Annotated in this window: 24 protein-coding genes; 21 read left to right on the top strand and 3 right to left on the bottom strand. The window is 48.5% G+C overall.

The genetic code is table 11. From position 1 onward, the window contains the following. The first annotated feature begins 8 nt into the window (after window positions 1-8). Together efp and BLV33_RS07760 are read left to right on the top strand one after the other, a co-directional pair. The gene (gene efp, locus BLV33_RS07765) at window positions 9-566 is read left to right on the top strand and encodes an elongation factor P (RefSeq protein ID WP_090789824.1); all 558 of its coding nucleotides are present in this window, start codon (window positions 9-11) and stop codon (window positions 564-566) included. Window positions 567-715: 149 nt separating this feature from the next. Further along, window positions 716-1972, top strand: coding sequence for an aspartate kinase (locus BLV33_RS07760; protein WP_090789822.1), 1257 nt, complete (start codon window positions 716-718; stop codon window positions 1970-1972). Between the two features lie 6 nt (window positions 1973-1978). Here BLV33_RS07760 and BLV33_RS07755 read toward each other — a convergent pair whose 3' ends face one another. Genes BLV33_RS07755 through BLV33_RS07745 form a run of 3 tightly spaced genes read right to left on the bottom strand, consistent with a single transcriptional unit; the run spans window position 1979 to window position 4062 of the window. Continuing rightward, the gene (locus BLV33_RS07755; protein WP_090789820.1) at window positions 1979-2449 is read right to left on the bottom strand and encodes a DUF441 domain-containing protein; all 471 of its coding nucleotides are present in this window, start codon (window positions 2447-2449) and stop codon (window positions 1979-1981) included. Window positions 2450-2502: 53 nt separating this feature from the next. Then, window positions 2503-3240: a 2-phosphosulfolactate phosphatase gene (locus BLV33_RS07750; RefSeq protein ID WP_090789817.1), complete on the bottom strand. Its 738-nt coding sequence runs from the start codon at window positions 3238-3240 to the stop codon at window positions 2503-2505. A 15-nt stretch (window positions 3241-3255) separates the two neighbouring features. After that, window positions 3256-4062, bottom strand: a complete 807-nt coding sequence (locus BLV33_RS07745; protein WP_090789814.1) for a phosphosulfolactate synthase — start codon at window positions 4060-4062, stop codon at window positions 3256-3258. A 153-nt stretch (window positions 4063-4215) separates the two neighbouring features. On the opposite strand from BLV33_RS07745, the gene BLV33_RS07740 reads away from it, so the two are divergent. From BLV33_RS07740 to BLV33_RS07650, 19 genes are all read left to right on the top strand, one after another. After that, entirely contained in the window at window positions 4216-4482 is a 267-nt protein-coding gene (locus tag BLV33_RS07740; protein WP_090789812.1) for a YqhV family protein, read from the top strand. Between the two features lie 66 nt (window positions 4483-4548). Continuing rightward, on the top strand, window positions 4549-5547 hold the full coding sequence (spoIIIAA, locus tag BLV33_RS07735; RefSeq protein ID WP_090789810.1) for a stage III sporulation protein AA: 999 nt from the start codon (window positions 4549-4551) through the stop codon (window positions 5545-5547). 6 nt (window positions 5548-5553) lie between these two features. Continuing rightward, on the top strand, window positions 5554-6072 hold the full coding sequence (gene spoIIIAB, locus BLV33_RS07730; RefSeq protein ID WP_090789808.1) for a stage III sporulation protein SpoIIIAB: 519 nt from the start codon (window positions 5554-5556) through the stop codon (window positions 6070-6072). 25 nt (window positions 6073-6097) lie between these two features. Continuing rightward, on the top strand, window positions 6098-6301 hold the full coding sequence (gene spoIIIAC, locus BLV33_RS07725; RefSeq protein ID WP_090789806.1) for a stage III sporulation protein AC: 204 nt from the start codon (window positions 6098-6100) through the stop codon (window positions 6299-6301). A 30-nt stretch (window positions 6302-6331) separates the two neighbouring features. Continuing rightward, window positions 6332-6721 carry a stage III sporulation protein AD gene (gene spoIIIAD, locus BLV33_RS07720; protein WP_090789804.1) on the top strand — a complete coding sequence of 130 codons (390 nt, stop codon included), beginning with the start codon at window positions 6332-6334 and terminating at the stop codon, window positions 6719-6721. Window positions 6722-6782: 61 nt separating this feature from the next. Further along, complete coding sequence (gene spoIIIAE / locus BLV33_RS07715) at window positions 6783-7931, top strand: stage III sporulation protein AE (protein WP_253187219.1); 1149 nt, start codon at window positions 6783-6785, stop codon at window positions 7929-7931. Between the two features lie 46 nt (window positions 7932-7977). Further along, window positions 7978-8694: a stage III sporulation protein AF gene (gene spoIIIAF / locus BLV33_RS07710; protein WP_090789802.1), complete on the top strand. Its 717-nt coding sequence runs from the start codon at window positions 7978-7980 to the stop codon at window positions 8692-8694. A 50-nt stretch (window positions 8695-8744) separates the two neighbouring features. After that, a complete protein-coding gene (spoIIIAG, locus tag BLV33_RS07705) occupies window positions 8745-9383 on the top strand; it encodes a stage III sporulation protein AG (RefSeq protein ID WP_090789800.1) in 639 nt (212 codons plus the stop codon). Window positions 9384-9455: 72 nt separating this feature from the next. Next, window positions 9456-10226, top strand: coding sequence for a SpoIIIAH-like family protein (locus tag BLV33_RS07700; protein WP_090789798.1), 771 nt, complete (start codon window positions 9456-9458; stop codon window positions 10224-10226). 148 nt (window positions 10227-10374) lie between these two features. Beyond that, window positions 10375-10851: an acetyl-CoA carboxylase biotin carboxyl carrier protein gene (gene accB / locus BLV33_RS07695; protein WP_090789796.1), complete on the top strand. Its 477-nt coding sequence runs from the start codon at window positions 10375-10377 to the stop codon at window positions 10849-10851. Between the two features lie 76 nt (window positions 10852-10927). Then, window positions 10928-12286 carry an acetyl-CoA carboxylase biotin carboxylase subunit gene (accC, locus tag BLV33_RS07690; RefSeq protein WP_090789794.1) on the top strand — a complete coding sequence of 453 codons (1359 nt, stop codon included), beginning with the start codon at window positions 10928-10930 and terminating at the stop codon, window positions 12284-12286. A 186-nt stretch (window positions 12287-12472) separates the two neighbouring features. Continuing rightward, entirely contained in the window at window positions 12473-12880 is a 408-nt protein-coding gene (locus BLV33_RS07685; RefSeq protein ID WP_090789791.1) for an Asp23/Gls24 family envelope stress response protein, read from the top strand. Between the two features lie 76 nt (window positions 12881-12956). Beyond that, the gene (amaP, locus tag BLV33_RS07680; protein WP_090789790.1) at window positions 12957-13517 is read left to right on the top strand and encodes an alkaline shock response membrane anchor protein AmaP; all 561 of its coding nucleotides are present in this window, start codon (window positions 12957-12959) and stop codon (window positions 13515-13517) included. 14 nt (window positions 13518-13531) lie between these two features. Then, on the top strand, window positions 13532-13747 hold the full coding sequence (locus BLV33_RS07675; RefSeq protein ID WP_090789788.1) for a DUF2273 domain-containing protein: 216 nt from the start codon (window positions 13532-13534) through the stop codon (window positions 13745-13747). A 121-nt stretch (window positions 13748-13868) separates the two neighbouring features. Beyond that, the gene (nusB, locus tag BLV33_RS07670) at window positions 13869-14318 is read left to right on the top strand and encodes a transcription antitermination factor NusB (protein WP_090789787.1); all 450 of its coding nucleotides are present in this window, start codon (window positions 13869-13871) and stop codon (window positions 14316-14318) included. A 27-nt stretch (window positions 14319-14345) separates the two neighbouring features. Then, window positions 14346-15212, top strand: a complete 867-nt coding sequence (folD, locus tag BLV33_RS07665; RefSeq protein WP_090789785.1) for a bifunctional methylenetetrahydrofolate dehydrogenase/methenyltetrahydrofolate cyclohydrolase FolD — start codon at window positions 14346-14348, stop codon at window positions 15210-15212. 7 nt (window positions 15213-15219) lie between these two features. After that, window positions 15220-16587 (top strand): exodeoxyribonuclease VII large subunit, encoded by a 1368-nt coding sequence (gene xseA, locus BLV33_RS07660; protein ID WP_090789784.1) that lies wholly within the window; start codon window positions 15220-15222, stop codon window positions 16585-16587. Further along, window positions 16577-16840 carry an exodeoxyribonuclease VII small subunit gene (xseB, locus tag BLV33_RS07655; protein WP_090789782.1) on the top strand — a complete coding sequence of 88 codons (264 nt, stop codon included), beginning with the start codon at window positions 16577-16579 and terminating at the stop codon, window positions 16838-16840. Before xseA ends, xseB begins: the two co-directional genes overlap by 11 nt. Continuing rightward, window positions 16833-17738: a polyprenyl synthetase family protein gene (locus BLV33_RS07650; RefSeq protein ID WP_090789780.1), complete on the top strand. Its 906-nt coding sequence runs from the start codon at window positions 16833-16835 to the stop codon at window positions 17736-17738. Before xseB ends, BLV33_RS07650 begins: the two co-directional genes overlap by 8 nt. Window positions 17739-17812 lie beyond the last annotated feature (74 nt).

Genomic DNA, 17812 nt, shown 5'->3' with positions numbered 1-17812 from the left:
GAAAACCAGTGATTTCAGTTAACGATTTTAAAACAGGCCTCACCATTCAGGTGGAAAGCGACTTATTCACAGTAATCGAGTTCCAGCACGTCAAACCAGGTAAAGGTGCAGCCTTCGTGCGGTCCAAGCTCAAAAACATCCGTAACGGCAACACCGTTGAACGCACATTTCGTGCAGGTGAAAACGTAGCGCGTGCACACATTGAGAACCGTGAGATGCAGTACCTTTATGCAAGCGGAAGCGAACATACCTTCATGGATACCGAAACTTACGATCAATTCAGCCTCCCGGTGGAGCAGCTCAAATGGGAGCTTAATTTTCTGAAAGAAAACATGATGATCAATATCATGAGCTACCAAGGCGAAATCCTCGGAATCAGCCTGCCCAACAGCGTTGAGCTGAAGGTCGTGGAAGCCGAGCCAAGCGTCAAAGGCAACACCGCACAAGGTGCACTGAAATCGGCCAAGCTGGAAACCGGCTTTAGCGTCCAAGTGCCGCTATTCATCAATGAAGGCGACACGCTTCTGATCGACACACGTGAGGGTAAATATATCTCGCGCGCTTAGTTCCAATAAGGAAATCCTCTCTTGCGCCTTCCTGGCTGAGGGAGGATTTTTTTGTAGATTTTTCACCATGTGTATTCTTACCACATTTCATGTGCATTGTGCTATAATATCTAATTGTTATGCAAAAGTGAGCATTGGGAGTGAACAGCTTGTCTCTTATAGTGATGAAATTTGGCGGAAGCTCCGTCGGTGATGCGGAACGTATGAAGCGTGTAGCACAAAGGATTGTGCGGAGAAAGCAAGCTGGACACCAATGTGTAGTCGTGGTTTCAGCCATGGGCGATACGACGGATGAACTGATCGATTTATCCAAACAAATATGCGATGGGCCCCCGCCGGCACGTGAAATGGATATGCTGCTGACGACAGGTGAACAAGTCTCTGTTTCCCTATTATCGATGGCGATAAACAGCCTTGGTGAAAAGGCGATTTCCTATACAGGCTGGCAAAGCGGGATTTATACAGAAGCTGTGCATGCTAGAGCTCGAATCACGGATATCCAGCCGCTGCGTGTGCTTAGCTCAATAGAGCAAGGCCAGATCGTGATTGTTGCCGGTTTTCAGGGCATGTCCGAAACTGGAGAAATAACAACCCTTGGCCGCGGAGGATCTGACACAACTGCAGTGGCTCTGGCTGCTGCGATTAACGCGGATCTATGCGAAATCTATACCGATGTTGATGGCATCTACACCACTGACCCTCGAATTGTAAAAGTAGCGAAAAAGCTGCAAGAAATCTCTTACGATGAAATGCTCGAGCTTGCCCATTTGGGTGCGGCCGTTCTCCATCCTCGAGCTGTGGAATATGCAAAAAACTATAACGTTTCCCTCGTGGTGCGTTCAAGCTTTACGGATAACGAAGGGACCAATGTAAAGGAGGAAGCCGTAATGGAGCAAGGGATTGTCGTTCGCGGCATCGCATATGATAAAAACGTGGCAAGGATCAGCATCCTTGGAGTGCCCGAAAAACCGGGCCAATTGGCAAAATTATTCTCGGAACTGGCAAAAAATCATTTAGATGTGGATATCATCGTTCAAAGCGGTGTAACGGGCGGTTCTGCTGATTTTTCCTTCACAACGTCGTTGACGGATCGCGAAAGGGCACTTGAGATCATCGAACAAACACGCGGGGTTATCGGATATCGCGAGGTTACCTTTGAAGAGAACCTGGTGAAGGTTTCCATTGTCGGTGCGGGAATGGTCAGCACGCCTGGAGTTGCAGCAACCATGTTCCAGGTTATTTCAGATCTGGGCGTCAGTATCAGCCTTGTAAGCACTTCCGAAATCAAGGTTTCCTGCGTCATTGACCAGACTCATCTGGCGGATGTGATTCGTGCGCTGCATTCAGCTTATGGGTTGGATTCAACCGAGCAAGCTTTTGTCGGCGGTCCTTCTGAACGAAGATAACTGAACTCATTCTCCTCCCATTTTTCCTGCTACAAAATAAGCGAGCTTCAATAAAAAAGCGGTGATTCCGGCAGCCATCAAGGGGCCAACCGGAATGCCGCGCATAAATAAAATGCCAAATATCGATCCAATCACCAGACCCACAATTAACTGTGGGTCTAATTTTAATAGCTCCAGTCCTTTACCATTCATATACGTGGCTATCGCTCCGCCAATCAGAGCAATGATCCCCGGCCAGGTGGTGAAAACCGAAAACACCTGCTTATACGAGATACGTTCGCTGGCAAAGGGCACAAGTACTCCGATTGTCAGAAAAAGCAAGCCGAGCTCTAATCCCCTGCGTTCCAAAGAAGGCAAATATCGATCCAGGGCAAGCAGTTTTACAACAAGCAAAATACAAGCCGCAGTTGTAATGATCGGAGAGCGGCCAATCAGCCCAATGATGATAAGAATCACCAGCAATATGTCGCCGTTCATAGCATAGCCCCTTGTCCGTAGTCTCTTTCTTACTTTATGAAAGGACAAGGTTTTTAGAACGCTGGATTGGGCTGTCTCCTATGGATGACCATCATGGTGCCTTCCATAATGGGAACGATTTCCGTCATATTCATTTGTGCACAGAAGCGAATATCAGCTCCAAACCCGAGGTCATTCAGACGATGGCCATTCCAGCATTGAAATAAAGCATCCTCGATATTGTCTTTGACTTGTATAAAGCTGTTTCGCATAGCGATCCCGAAATCATTAAGACTTACATTCGTTTCCCCGCACGAAGCCATCAACTCATCTGCGATTTGTCCGGCACAAAGTCCGTCCTCCAAAGAGAAATCCTCCTGGGTTCCCGAGCAAATTATCACAACATCCCGCCCAAATCCGGCTGCGAGCTGTGCGCAAGCTTTGCCATTTAGCAGGGACCCCGCAAGAACATGCTCACCGTTGCAAGCCTTTTGAATACCTCTGGTCCCATTGGTTGTCGTCATAATAACACGTTTTCCCTCGAGATTTGCTTGCAAAAATTCCAACGGGGAGTTGCCGTAATCGAAACCCGGGATTTTCCGGCAGAAGCGTTCGCCGATCAACAGATCGCCGTCTTGATGCCATTCATTGGCCTCCTGCAAGGTTTCTACCGGGATAATCCCGCTGCAGCCTCGTGACAAGACTGTGATCATGGTGCTCGTTGCACGAAGGACGTCGATGACAATAACCGTCTTTTGCTTCATGTCCTCCGCTCTAGCTTCTCCAATCCTACCCATTACCTCTACTTGCATATCGCTTCCCTCCTGCTAGCTCCTTGCGTTGGCAAAAGAAAGCGTGTCTGAACGTAGGCCTCTACGCAATGCTTCGAGTGAAATAATTTCTTGCGGGAAAATATTGCCCAAGTGGATATCAGGTCCCAGGACTTGCAGCAAATGAACCTGTTGGCTTTTCAAAGGCGCTTCCCATAATAGAATGTCCTGAGCCGGAATGGCGGAGAGCACCTGGTTTAATTCTTCATCCTTACAGGTTCCATGCTCATCAAAAATACCCACGCCCATCCCGGATTCGCGCGCTTCGATTGTAACAAGCTGAGCCCCATATTCCACATCAAGCATGACCGTTTCAATCAATTCCTCGATCTCGATGGAAGAACCCCAGCCCTTTTTGCCGTATTCCGTGATCACATCCAGGCCTTCATCCAGACCTCTTTCAATCAATTCATTGCGAAGCTCTCGCTTCATTTCAATGGACCCATCCGAAATTTCCAATCCGGTAAATCCAAGATTCAAGATCATCTCAAAAAAAGAGGAAACCTCGCCTTGAACAATGGCTACCTCCAAAAACGTGCCGCCGGGATAAATGCAGACTCCATATGCATGGGCCATTTCAATCTTTTTGCGCAAAATTTGCAGAGGATAAAGCGGTGATGTGCCAAATCCGATTTTGATCATGTCCAGATGCTCGCTTGAGGTTTCCAGCAAATCTTCAAAGGCATGGAGACCGAGTCCTTTGTCAATCACCATCGTTTTGCCAAGGGTTCTTGGTTTATTCTGTCTGCGCCCGGAAGGGTCAGCCAGCAGCGGATTCCAATTTAGTTTAGAGGCTACTTCCATAAGTTAAATCTCCTCACTGTCCCTTAATGTGTGTTTTTCTGTGTTCATCATATGCGATGTAGGCAAATGGGGTGACCTCTATGCCTAAAATAAGACTAGCCTGCATAAGGTAGGGTGAAACCTTTTAATTTGCTATGGAGAGGATCAAGTAAGATGCTGAACAAAATTGTGATGAGTATGGCTTCACTCAGATTGATGTCAGGGAGTCTGGAAATTATCGCGGCGCTGCTTATGATTCGTTTCAATCAGATTGAAAAAGCTCTGCTGGTAAACTCCGGACTGGCTCTATTAGGTCCTCTAGTACTGCTGTCCACTACGACTATCGGTCTAGCAGGAATTGCCGAGAAACTATCATATGGGAAAATGCTTTGGGTGCTCGTTGGGGTCAGCTGTATTTTTATAGGCATATTAAAAAAGTAATCGGTCATATTTGCTGCCGCCCGGCATACATATGTAGAGAAGCTTGGACTTCTTGGAGGCTAGATCATGCTGGACTCAATTGGGACTATACTTCCTCAGTCTCTCAAATTTCTTCTCTCTCAGCTTTCAAAAGAAGTACAAGCCGAATTGGAAGAGATTCGCGTCCGAGAAGAAAGGCCTTTGGAGGTTTGCTTTGCCGGTCGTTATGCTTTTATCAGTGAGCAGGGATTATTGGTTCAAGATGAGCAAAAGGCATACAAGCCCGGACGTTCAGACTGCTTGGGATTACTCGAAATGCTGACGAATCATTCGCTTTACACGTTTGAAGAACAGCTGAAACGAGGCTTCATCACGATTGCCGGAGGACATCGGGTTGGACTTGCGGGCAGAACGATCCTGGAAAACGGAAAGGTCAAGCAAATACGGGATGTGAGCTCATTCAATATCCGAATTGCCCGAGCCGTTACCGGTGTCGGTAAGCCTATCCTTCCCTTCTTGTTTGATCCCAAAGCTCTCAGCATTCATCACAGCTTGGTCCTGTCTCCCCCTCAGCAGGGTAAAACAACATTGATCCGTGATTTAGCCCGCATGATCAGCAATGGGGAATGGGGCCATGGGCAGGCCGGCATCAGAGGCAAAGGTGTCAAGGTGGGAGTCATCGATGAACGATCCGAGCTGGCAGCTTGTGTGAAGGGGATTCCCCGATTTGATCTGGGACCGCGCACCGATGTTATGGATGGCTGTCCGAAAGCGGAAGGAATGATGATGATGATTCGATCTCTATCGCCGGAGGTGCTGGTAGTGGATGAAATCGGCCGTCCCGAAGATGCGGATGCCATTCATGAAGCCATGCATGCGGGGATCCGGGTGCTGGCAACCGCGCATGCCGGAAGTCTTGACGATGCGAGGCGCCGGCCGGTACTTAAAGAGCTGATAGCGGAAGGCATGTTTGCGAGATTTGTGGTTCTGGGCAGACGCAGCGCTCGCGAAGCTCCGTTCCAGATTTTTGACGCAGCCGGGCAGTCGGTGCATGCCGCATTCGCAGCTCGCATGGAAAGCAGTTGACTCGATATGCTTAAATTTATCGGAGCCGTTTGTATCATCATCGCAGCATCTCTCTTCGGCTTTCTCCAAGCCCTTCATTATGCCAGACGCCCCAAGCAGATCCGCGGCCTGATCGGCGCGCTCCAACGTATGGAGACGGAGATGACGTATGCACTTACACCCTTGCCGGAGCTGCTGGCCTCACTTGCCAAACAAACTGTTGAACCCTTGGCTGGTCTCTATCGCAAAACATCAGAACAGCTGACAGGCTCATCAGGCATGTCAACACGCGAGATTTGGCAGCAGGAGGTTCAGGAGACGTGGAAAAGAACATCGATGAAGCTTCCGGAGCAAGAGGTGATGCTGCAGCTTGGACATGTGCTCGGAATGAGCGATCGAAGCGATCAGGTCAAGCATTTGCGGTTGGCCGTAAGCCAACTGCAAGCCGAAGAGGTGGATGCTCGCGAGGAACAGCGAAAGTACGAAAAAATGTGGAAAAGCCTCGGGGTGCTTATCGGGGGATTGATTGTGATCTTGATGTATTAGTTGTCAACTAAGCGAGGTGCCCGGAATGAACGTAGATGTAAACGCCATTTTCCAGATCGCCGGCATCGGCATCATTATCGCAATGATCCACACGGTGCTCAAGCAAATGGGTAAAGAGGATATGGCGCACTGGGTATCACTGATTGGCTTTGTGGTCGTGCTTTTTATGGTGGTCAGCATGCTCGATCAATTGTTTAAAGAAATCAAAACCATTTTTCTATTCCAATAAGGGCTGAACAGCTCTTAAGCAGGTGGGTTTATGGAAATCATCCAAATTGTCGGACTAGGCCTGATCGTCACCATTCTTTCTTTGATCATCAAGGAGCAGAAGCCGGAAATCGCCTTTCTCCTGGCCACCTTTACTGGCATAGTGATCTTTCTTTTTTTAATCGGCAGAATCTCTTCCGTGATTCGAGTCCTGGAGGATTTGGCGACCAAAACCGGCATCAATATGGTATTTCTCAAAACGATTCTCAAAATCATCGGTGTCGCGTATATCGCTGAATTTGGCGCCCAAATCGTTCGTGATGCCGGACAGGAATCCGTCGCTTCCAAAATTGAGCTGACCGGCAAAATTCTGATCATGGTGATGGCCATTCCCATTATAAGTGTCATTATTGAGACGGTTGTCAAGCTGCTTCCGGCTTAAGGAGCTGAATCTGTTGATCAAGCCCTATTCGCACCTGTTTTCGTGGAAACCTTTGCCGACCTTGCTGCTAATTTTTGGACTTTGGTTAGGTTTAAGCGGCACCCTGCAAGCGGAAACTCCGGCAGAAGCAATCATTAAAGCGCAAGCCGAGCATTTAAAGACCGATCAGGTTTCCCAGTATTGGGATAAATTGATGAACGAGTATGGCGGTTATTTTCCGGAAAACAAGACGCCCAGCTTTATGGAGCTGCTGCTCGGTACGAAAGGCTTCAGCATTTCCAGTATGTTTAAAGGCATTCTCAATTATTTTTTCCATGAGCTGCTGGTGAATGGCAAGCTGCTGGCCTCCATCGTGCTTCTGACGGTGTTCAGTATGATTCTCGAAACCTTACAAAGCTCATTTGAAAAGAATACGGTGAGCAAGTTGGGCTATTCCATCGCCTATCTGGTTATGATCATTCTTGCCATCAACAGCTTCAGTGTTGCAATCGGATATGCAAAAGGCGCAATTACCTCCATGATCGATTTTATGCTGGCTGTGGTTCCGCTGCTCTTGACCTTGCTTGCATCCATGGGGAATCTGACTTCGGTTGCCATCCTTCATCCGCTTATCGTGTTCATGGTTAACTCCGTGGGGACAGCTATTTATATATTCGTATTCCCGCTTTTATTTTTCTCGACGGTTCTGCACATTGTCAGCTCCATTAGCGACAAATACAAAGTGACTCAGCTGGCTAACTTGCTGCGCACAATCAGTATAGGCCTGCTTGGTGTTTTCGTAACGGTATTTCTCGCCGTGATTTCCATTCAGGGAGGAGCAGGCGCCATCACCGACGGAGTAACGCTCCGCACCGCCAAGTACATCACAGGCAATTTTGTTCCCGTGGTAGGCCGTCTTTTTTCCGATGCTTCGGAAACGGTCATTGGTGCATCGCTGCTTGTTAAAAACGCGATAGGCTTAACCGGTGTCGCCATCATTATGCTGCTGTGCGCCTTTCCAGCCATCAAAATTTTGACGTTGGCTTTCATCTATAATCTATCGGCTGCCATCATCCAGCCTTTGGGAGACAATCCGATCATCGCTTGCTTGCAAACGATTGGCAAGAACATGATTTATGTGTTTGCAGCTTTGGCTGCGGTTGGACTAATGTTCTTTCTGGCTATCACGATCATGATCACAGTGAGCAATGTTTCGGTGATGGTACGCTAGCTGCCGGTTGGAGTTACTCTCATCATGACGCGAGGAGGCAGCGACTATGGATTGGCTTGGCGGATGGTTGAAAACGATCATTATGGCCATTTTGTTAGCGAGCTTTGTTGATCTCTTGCTTCCAAATAATAAGATGCAAAGGTACGTCAAGACGGTGATGAGCTTGTTCATTTTGCTCACGTTGCTTACTCCTATTTTACAATTGTTCCAGCATAAAGGGAGTATCGATGATATGCTGACGGCTGCCATGCAAAAGCAAAGCATTATGGACCGCAAGGAATCAAGCGGGCAGCATGGAGGTTTAGCTTCATTGGAAGCTATCACACAGGAGGCAAATAAGCTGAAGGCCATAAATGTGCAGCAATCACAGGAGCTTCTCCAAAAGCAAATTGCGGATGCGATCACAGCGGACCTGCAGAAGCAAACGGAGCTGCAAGTGGATCAGGTTCAAGTATTGACCAAGATCGACAATAACGGGAAGCCGTCCATAACGGATATACAGGTTTCCCTTCATGAAATAAAGGCGAAAGCCAGTGAAGTTAAGAGACAGGCTGATCGTACCCTTGCAGCAATAGCACCTGTTCAAACCATGCAGCCCGTTCGGATTAACATTTTTGCTGATAAAGCTGCTTCAACCTCTCCGGGAATGAGTCCATCATCGGATACAGCTTCATCCTGGGATCATGAAAAGAGCAAGCTGATTGACAGCCTATCCCGTGATTGGCTGGTGCCAAAAGCTCGGATAGCGGTTCACATTGGGTAACTTCTTAAGATCAAACCAAGCAGAATGGATTGAAAGGGGAGGTGAGCAAAATGGGGAAATGGTTCCAATGGCTGGAGCAAAGACTCGGCGGGGGACCAGGGGGAACCAAGCGTACGAACAGCGTGATGTGGTTGATTCTGATTGGACTGTTCGGGGCTGCGCTAATGATTATGAATTCATTTTTAACAGTGAAACACGTGGATCCCCTAAACGCTGCTCGCGCATCTCCGAATCCGGCCAGCAAAGAAACCTTTCTTGGAGGTTCGGCAAGTGAAAAGTCTCCTTTTCATGACTATGAGGCAGCTTTTCAATCCCAACTGAAGGAAATTTTACAAAAAATAGTGGGTGTAGGGGATGTTGAGGTGTGGGTCAATATTGAGTCTACGGAGGAGAAGACTGTGGACAAAAATTACAAAGACAGCTCGCAAGTGACTACCGAGAGAGATGATAAAGGGGCCACCCGCAATATTTCCGAGGTGTCCCGAAGCGGCGAGGTGGTGCTCTATCAGGTTTCAGGCAATCAACAGCCCCTCGTGCTAAAAGTAATCAAACCGAAAATCAGGGGAGTCATAGTTGTAGCCAAGGGCGCAGAAAATGTAACTGTGAAGAAAATGATCTCGGAAGCTGTTGAACGCGGACTGGATATTCCCTCGCACCGTATTTCCATTTTGCCAAGAAAGACTGGATAACAGACGAAACCTTAAGGATTATGCTTACGATGCCAGTTTTGCTAAAACAAAACTCTAAGGAGGAAGATTGATATGAACGCAAAAAGACAAACGATTTGGCTAGTTTCCATGCTCAGCTTGATGGTGGTATTATCCGCATATTATTTATTTACCGAAGATGTGAACAAGCTGAATGTTGCAACTGTAGACACAACCGGGAAACCGCAGGATGTCAAAATTGACATGAGTCAAATCGACAATCCGGCTGCCGGCACTTCCGCAACGAATTCAGATGCTGCTAAATCTACAACAAGCCCAAATACCGCTAAATCTACAACAAGCCCAAATACCGCAAAATCTACAACAAGCCCTGATGCTTCAAAATCTGCAGCAGGCACGGATGCAAGTAAAACGTCTTCTGCAGCGAAAGGCGCAGATCAAGCGACTGCCAATGCCAATACGGATGCCAAAGTGCTGCAAAAAGTAGCAGAAACTCAAGCGCAAGCGGCCTCAGCGAGCGATTACTTTACCACACAGCAGATGAAAAATCACGAAGAGCTGCAGAAGAAAACCGAGCAGCTGATGACGACCATTACCGATCCTAAACAAAAGGCCGATGCTGTGGTCAAAGCTCAGAACGATTTGCAGCTCATTTCAGGTCAACAGGAAAAAATCGATAATTTGGAGGAGATGCTGCTGAAGGACTATCCGCAGGCGGTGATTTCCCAAGAGGGCAAAGGCTGGAAGGTCACTGTACAAAGCCAAAAGCTGGAGAAGAGCCAAGGCGTCTCTATTGTTGATATGGTCATTAAGGAACTGGGGGCAGCACCTGAGAATATCAAAATTCAATATATTCAGCCTTGACCCGCCGGTATAGCAAAAAACTTCATTTAAGGAGGAAAGAGTCCGGTCAAACTGGACTCTTTCCATTTCCAGCGATTATGGTTATAATACTAACGTTGCACATGTGCTATCCGCCACCAGGTTCACCAACTTTTGAGGAGTGACTTGAATGTTTAAAATGAGTGAAATCAAAGAGTTGATCAAGCTGGTCGATCAGTCTTCTTTACAAGAGCTTGAGATCGAAAATGAAGGTTCCCGCCTGCTGATTCGCAAGCCTAATAAAACGGAGTCCCTGTTTGTGAATACAGCGCCGCAGCATGCTTACTCACAGGCATATCCAACAGCTGTTAATCAGCCGCAAGCCCCAATGAACAGCAGCAATGCTGCAAAGGAAATGAACAGTACCCTACATACCATTGTCTCGCCGATGGTCGGCACTTTTTATCAATCTTCTTCTCCAGGTTCTGCCCCTTTTGTCAGCGTTGGCGCCAAAGTTGGCGTTAAAACAGCTGTATGCATTATTGAAGCTATGAAGCTGATGAATGAAATCGAAGCCGAAGTAAACGGCGAAATCGTTGAAATATTGGTTGAAAACGGCCAGCTTGTCGAATATGGACAGCCTTTATTCTTGGTAAAGCCAGAGTAAGAATGCATTCGCATCAACCTTGATAAACGCGTTCGTCATTTGGACGGCGTAGCCGTTTTTCCTTGGGAGGAAAATCATGAAATTCCAGAAGGTTCTTATCGCCAACCGCGGAGAAATCGCGGTTCGCATTATCCGCGCCTGCAAAGAGCTCGGTATATATACGGTTGCCGTTTATTCGGAAGCGGATCGCAATGCGCTGCATGTACGATTGGCAGATGAAGCTTATTGCATTGGTCCGACGGCTTCCAAAGACAGTTATTTGAATTTTACCAATCTAATGAGCGTAGCCACATTAACGGAATCCGATGCGATTCATCCCGGTTATGGATTTTTGGCTGAAAATGCAGATTTCGCAGAGATTTGTGAAAGCTGCAACATTACATTTATCGGGCCGTCCCCGGATGCCATCAGCCGTATGGGTGATAAATCCGTGGCCAAGCAAACGATGAAAAATGCCAACGTTCCGATTATTCCAGGCTCTGACGGTCTGGTCGAGACGGTTGAAGATGCAATCATCATCGGCAGGGATATCGGCTATCCGGTTATTATCAAAGCAACTGCCGGCGGCGGGGGCAAGGGCATCCGTATCGCAGACAATGAGGAAATGCTGGTTCAGCAAATTACTAACGCACAGCAGGAAGCGCAAAATGCATTTGGCAATTCAGGTGTTTATCTGGAGAAATATTTGACAGGCATGAAGCATGTGGAAATTCAAATTATTGCCGATAAGCATGGCAATGTGGTTCATTTGGGAGAACGCGATTGCTCGGTTCAGCGCCGCAGACAAAAGCTAATAGAAGAAGCTCCTTGTCCGATTTTAAGCCCGGACACACGCAAGGCCATGGGAGAAGCTGCCGTACGCGCGGCTCAAGCCGTGAATTATTCCGGCGCAGGCACATTGGAGTTCTTACTTGGCCAGGACGGCCAATTTTATTTTATGGAAATGAATACAAGAATCCAGGTTGAGCACCCGGTAACGGAGATGATCACCGGAGTTGATCTCATTAAAGAGATGATACGTGTCGCCGAGGGAGATCCGCTTTCATTTACCCAGGAAGATATTCAAATTAACGGTTGGGCCATTGAATGCCGCGTAAATGCGGAGGATCCGGATAAGAATTTCATGCCATCCGCCGGGCAGATTACTTTTTACTTGCCTCCGGGAGGCTTTGGTGTAAGAATTGACAGCGCCGCCTATCAGGGTTATACGATTCCGCCGCACTATGATTCTATGATTGCCAAGCTGATCGTTTGGGGCCATACCAGAGAAGAAGCCATAAATAGAATGAAAAGAGCATTAAGCGAGTTTGCCGTAGAAGGCGTTTATACGACCATTCCGTTCCATTTGAAGCTGCTTGAGCACAAGAAATTTATTTCCGGTGACCATGATATCAAGTTTCTGGAGGAGCATGATATTAACGATCCCGAATCATAGACAAGTATTTGTCAACTATTGGGCGTGATGGTATAGTTGAAGTAAAAGTTGAAGCTTACGAAGTCAGTTTTGCCAAGGCAAAACTCAAAAGAAGATGCTTACGAAGTTAGCTTTGCTAAAGCAAAGCTCAAAAGATGATGCTTACGATGTTAGTTTTGCCAAGGCAAAACTCTTAGGAGGAAACCAATGAACACAATCGCTCCCGATTATGTCAAAACGGACATGGGAAGCATCCAGATTGCACCCGAAGTGATCGAAGTCATTGCCGGACTTGCAACTTTAGAAGTACAGGGTGTAGCCGGAATGAGCGGTGGATTTGCCGGAGGTATTGCCGAGCTGTTGGGACGCAAGAATCTCTCCAAAGGTGTTAAAGTGGAAGTCGGCCAAAGGGAAGCAGCTATTGATGTTTCCATTATTATTCAATATGGGAACCGCATCCCGGAAGTGGCGAACAGCATTCAGCAAAATGTGAAAAATGCGATTGAATCGATGACGGGGCTGAATGTGGTGGAAGTGAATGTACACGTCCACGATGTTCATTTCAACAACGAGAAACCAGTGGAAGATGAAACAATAGTGCTGAGGGTCAAATAAATAGCTTTCAAACAAATTGAAACCCCCTACAGGTTAGCAGGGGGTTTCAGCCAATATAGAAAGGGGACAAGCTTTCGTGGTTAGAATAGTCGATAAGCTGCTGCTTTTCCTGTACAGCCTTGTTGTTTTCATAGTGTCGTGGATCGTGTTGTCTGCTGCCTGGAATTGGATTCCGATGTCAATTGCAAAGCAAGCGGTCGACAACATTTACACAGACAAAGGCCCCGCTTATACAACTATAGCGCTGACCTTGATTATTTTGCTGATCAGCTTGCGTTTTTTGTACATATCCATTCGCCGGGGGCGTACTCAAGCCCCTTCTATTGATCAACGAAGCGAATTTGGCGATATTCGAATTTCCATAGAAACGGTTGAGAATCTTGCATTAAAGGCTGCCGGGCGCACACGCGGAGTTAAAGATCTTCGAGCCAGAGTAAAGATCAACTCAACAGGCTTGGAAATCACCCTACGTACGATTGTGGATGGAGACCACTCGATACCTGAGTTGACCGAAGAGATGCAAAACGGCGTAAAACGTTATATTGAGGACATTACAGGCATTCCGGTTGCTTCGGTAACGGTATTTGTAGCCAACATCGTACAGTCTTCTCCAACCTTTAAAAGCCGTGTCGAATAGAGGTGAGCGAGTCTATGTGGAATGAAGTGTGGAAGCAGCATAAAGGGAAGGTCATCGGAGCGGGAGCAGGCTTGTTTTTGGGATTTATCTATTTGTTTTTCGGCTTTTGGGACATGTTGATTTTTGCTTTTATTGTCACAGTGGGATGCTATATCGGCGGCATGCTGGACCGTAAAGAACGATTCCCCAGCCTTGAGGACATTTGGCGTTATCTGACGCAAAAATGGTGATGGATCCGCTGAAATCCCTGGTTCTTCCATGGATTTTTTTGTTTGATAAGAAAAGATAAGTTGTTTGGAATAAATACCTAATGACATATACTATAAGAAAACGAAAGTTGGAATTCATGAAATGAAACGAAGGGTAGCAAGGGAAATTGCCTTACAAAGCCTCTACCAAATTGAAATGAACCATGTGTCACCCATGGATGCGGTCACAAGCGTCATTGAGGAGGCGGAGAACGATAACGAGTCGGAGCTGGAAGTAGCCGATGAAAAATTGTCGCCGGACTACATTGTCGAGCTGGTCGAAGGTACCTTTACTCATAAAAAAGAGATTGATATCCTGCTCGAGGAATATTTGAAGGGCTGGCAAATGGACAGGCTTTCCAGGATAGATCGTGAAGTGCTGCGACTTGCCGTTTATGAGATGGTATACAGGGACGACGTGCCGCCGAAGGTTGTTGTGAATGAAGCGATCGAGCTGTCAAAGCATTTTGGAACGGAAGAATCGGGCAAGTTCGTTAATGGCGTATTGGGTAAAATGATCAAGGAGCTTGACGGTTTAAAAGGCAAAAAATAAGGCGTAACTGGAAGAGGAGGAGTCTGAATGACCGCTCAGATCATCAATGGAAAAGAAATTGTAAGCTCTCTTCGCGAGGAGATTAAAGCAGAGGCCTATCAATTGACAGCGCAAGGCAGGCAACCCGGTCTCGCAGTTGTCATTGTTGGTGAAGATCCTGCTTCCCAGATCTATGTCAACAGCAAGGCCAAAGCATGTGAGCAAACGGGTATATATTCCGTGGTACACCGCCTTCCTGAGAAAACAACCCAGAAGGAGCTTATCGCCAAGATCCACCAATTAAATCAGGATAACCGCATTCATGGAATCCTTGTGCAGTCCCCGCTGCCCAAGCACATCAACGAAGATGAAGTTGTGGATGAGCTGGATCCAGCCAAGGATGTGGATTGCTTTCACCCAGTGAATGTGGGTAATTTGATGATCGGCAAACCGAGTATGCTGCCTTGTACTCCAGGAGGCATTATTGAAATTCTCAAGAAAATCAATGTATCCATTTCCGGCAAGCATGCAGTTGTCGTAGGGAGAAGCAACATTGTAGGCAAGCCGATGGCTATGCTGCTGCTGCGAGAGCACGCTACCGTGACGATTTGCCATTCCCGTACGCCTAACATGGAGGAAATCACGCGTCAAGCAGATATTCTTGTTGTGGCGGTTGGAAAAGCGAATCTAATTACAGCTGCGCATGTGAAACCGGGAGCCGTAGTCATAGATGTTGGCATGAATCGTCCGCCCGAAGGAAAGCTCACGGGTGACGTGGATTTTGAATCCGTCAAGGAAGTAGCCGGAGCCATCACTCCGGTTCCTGGTACTGTGGGTCCCATGACCATCACCACCCTGCTGCGAAATACCGTAGAGTCAGCGAAGCGCCATATGAAAACGAATGTGAGCGTGTAATTCGCCCATGTCCAAAAAAGAAACGAATATCCTGTCGATCAAGGATTTGAATCGCTATATCAAAATGAAGCTTGAAGGGGACAACCAGCTGCAGGACGTTTGGGTGCGTGGAGAAATTTCCAATTTCACCCATCATTCAAGCGGACATATGTATTTCACCTTGAAGGACTCGGAAAGCCGAGTCAAAAGCATCATGTTCGCTTCCCAAAACCAAAGGCTGGGCTTTATTCCGCGTGAAGGCACGAGGGTGATCGCTCGCGGCAATATTTCCGTATATGAGAGAGATGGAGCTTACCAGTTCTATGTAACTGCGATGCAGCCCGACGGCATAGGCAGTTTATATCTGGCCTATGAGCAGTTGAAGAAGAAGCTGGAGACGGAGGGGCTTTTTGCAGCGGAAAGAAAAAAAGCCATTCCCCGCTTTCCCCGGGCGATCGGAGTGATCACCTCGCCCACTGGAGCTGCGATCCGTGATGTGATCATCACGCTGCAGCGGCGGTACCCGTCGATCCCCATCCTGCTCTACCCCGTGCTGGTGCAGGGAGCGCAAGCCGCCCCTTCGATCGTCAAAGCGATCGAAGCCATGAACCGGCTCGCTGAAGCGGACGTGCTCATCGTCGGCCGCGGAGGCGGCTCGCTCGAGGAGCTGTGGGCGTTCAACGAGGAAGCCGTCGCGCGGAGCATCTTCGCCTCCGCGATTCCCGTCATCTCGGCCGTTGGCCACGAGACGGACTTCACGATCGCCGACTTCGTCGCCGATCTGCGGGCGCCGACGCCCACCGCTGCGGCCGAGCTGGCGGTGCCGCACCAGCTCGAGCTGAAGCAGCAGCTGGCGCGCCACCGGCAGCGGCTGGACGCCGGTCTGCAGCTCCAACTGCAGCGCAAGCAGGAACGGCTCGGGCGCCTGAGGCGCTCGCCGTACCTGGTCGACCCCCGCAGGCAGCTGCTGATGCAGCCTGCCCAAAAGCTCGACCGGCTGGCGGAGCAGCTCGGTTACAAAATGCGGCAGCGGCTGGCCCGCGCGGCCGACAGGTACGGCAAGCTGGACCGCAAGCTGTCCGCTTTCAATCCCAAAGAGCAGGTCGTGTTCGCAAAGCTGCGCCTCGATACGTCCAAGCGGCAGATGGTCACGACCATGCAGAGCCTGCTTCGCGGCAAGAAGCAGGAGTGGCTGGCCACGCTGCGCCACCTGGATGCGCTCAGCCCGCTCAAAGTCATGCAGCGCGGCTACAGCCTCGCGTATGAGGAGAAGGAGCAAACCTTAATCCGCTCGATCAATCAGGTCCAGATCGGCGATATCGTCAAAATCCGGCTGCACGATGGGAAGCTGGATTGTCATGTATGGGGGATGGAGGAGAAGAAGAATGCCGAATGAGAAGGAAACGGATGTGAACTTTGAGAAAGCGATTGAGCAGCTGGAGATCATTGTAGCCCAGCTGGAAAGCGGTGACGTCCCGCTGGAAAAAGCGATTGAGCTTTACCAGGAGGGCATGCGGCTGTCGCATTTATGCGGCCAAAAGCTCGAGCAGGTGGAGAAGAAAATCGAGATGCTGGTCGAAGGCGAAGCTGGTATTTCGCGCAAGCCCTTCCAGCCCTCGCTTGAAGATAAGGGGAATAATGTTGAGTAAAGAACTGACGATCCAGGCTTATTTAGCTGCGGAAGCGGCGCATATAGAAGTTGCGCTTGCCAAGTCGCTGCCCTTGCATTGGGACATTCCCGCCAAGCTGCGTGAAGCGTTCCAATATTCGCTGATGGCTGGCGGAAAGCGGCTGCGGCCTATTCTTGTTCTAGAGGCAGCCGAAGCTTTGGGCGGTTCCAGAGAAGCGGCTATGCCAGCAGCCTGTGCGATCGAAATGATTCATACGTATTCACTGATCCACGACGATTTGCCCGCTATGGATAATGATGATTACCGCAGAGGCAAATTGACCAATCATAAGGTTTATGGGGAAGCTATGGCGATTTTGGCCGGCGATGCTCTGTTAACTCATGCTTTTTATGCAATTGCCCAGACGTCTCGCGTTCACCATGTCCCGGCTGAACAAGTGCTTGGCATCGTGGAGGAGCTTTCTGTGTACGCTGGAGCCCGCGGTATGGTAGGCGGACAAGCTGCAGACATGCTGGGTGAGCAAGGGATTACGAGTTTGGAACAACTGGAATACATTCATATGCATAAAACAAGTGATTTAATCGTATTTTCACTTCGTGCAGGAGGTCGGATCGCTGGCGCCAATGAGGAGCAGCTGAGGGCATTAGAGATCTTTGGCAAGTGCATTGGGCTTGCTTTTCAAATACAGGATGATATCCTCGACCTAACAGGGGATGAACGGAAGCTGGGCAAGCCGGTAAAAAGCGACGTCAAGCAGCAAAAAGTCACCTTTCCGTTTTTTATAGGGCTTTCTGCTTCGAGGCTAAAGGTCAAAGAGCTGACCGAAGAAGGAAAGCAGGCGCTGCATCGCGCGAACCTGATAAAGCCGGAACGGCTTTTTCAGCTCGCCGATTACTTGACACATAGAGATCATTAGGCAGATAACGGCAGAGTTACGCGATGCCCAAATCTTATGCTATAATAAATGGACTTCGATAACGGAAAGCGAGG

It is taken from the genome of Paenibacillus sp. GP183 (assembly GCF_900104695.1).
In the GTDB taxonomy this organism is placed as follows: Bacteria; Bacillota; Bacilli; order Paenibacillales; family NBRC-103111; genus Paenibacillus_AI.
Note: the sequence above shows the minus strand (reverse complement) of the source record. Positions and strands in the feature narration are given on the sequence as shown.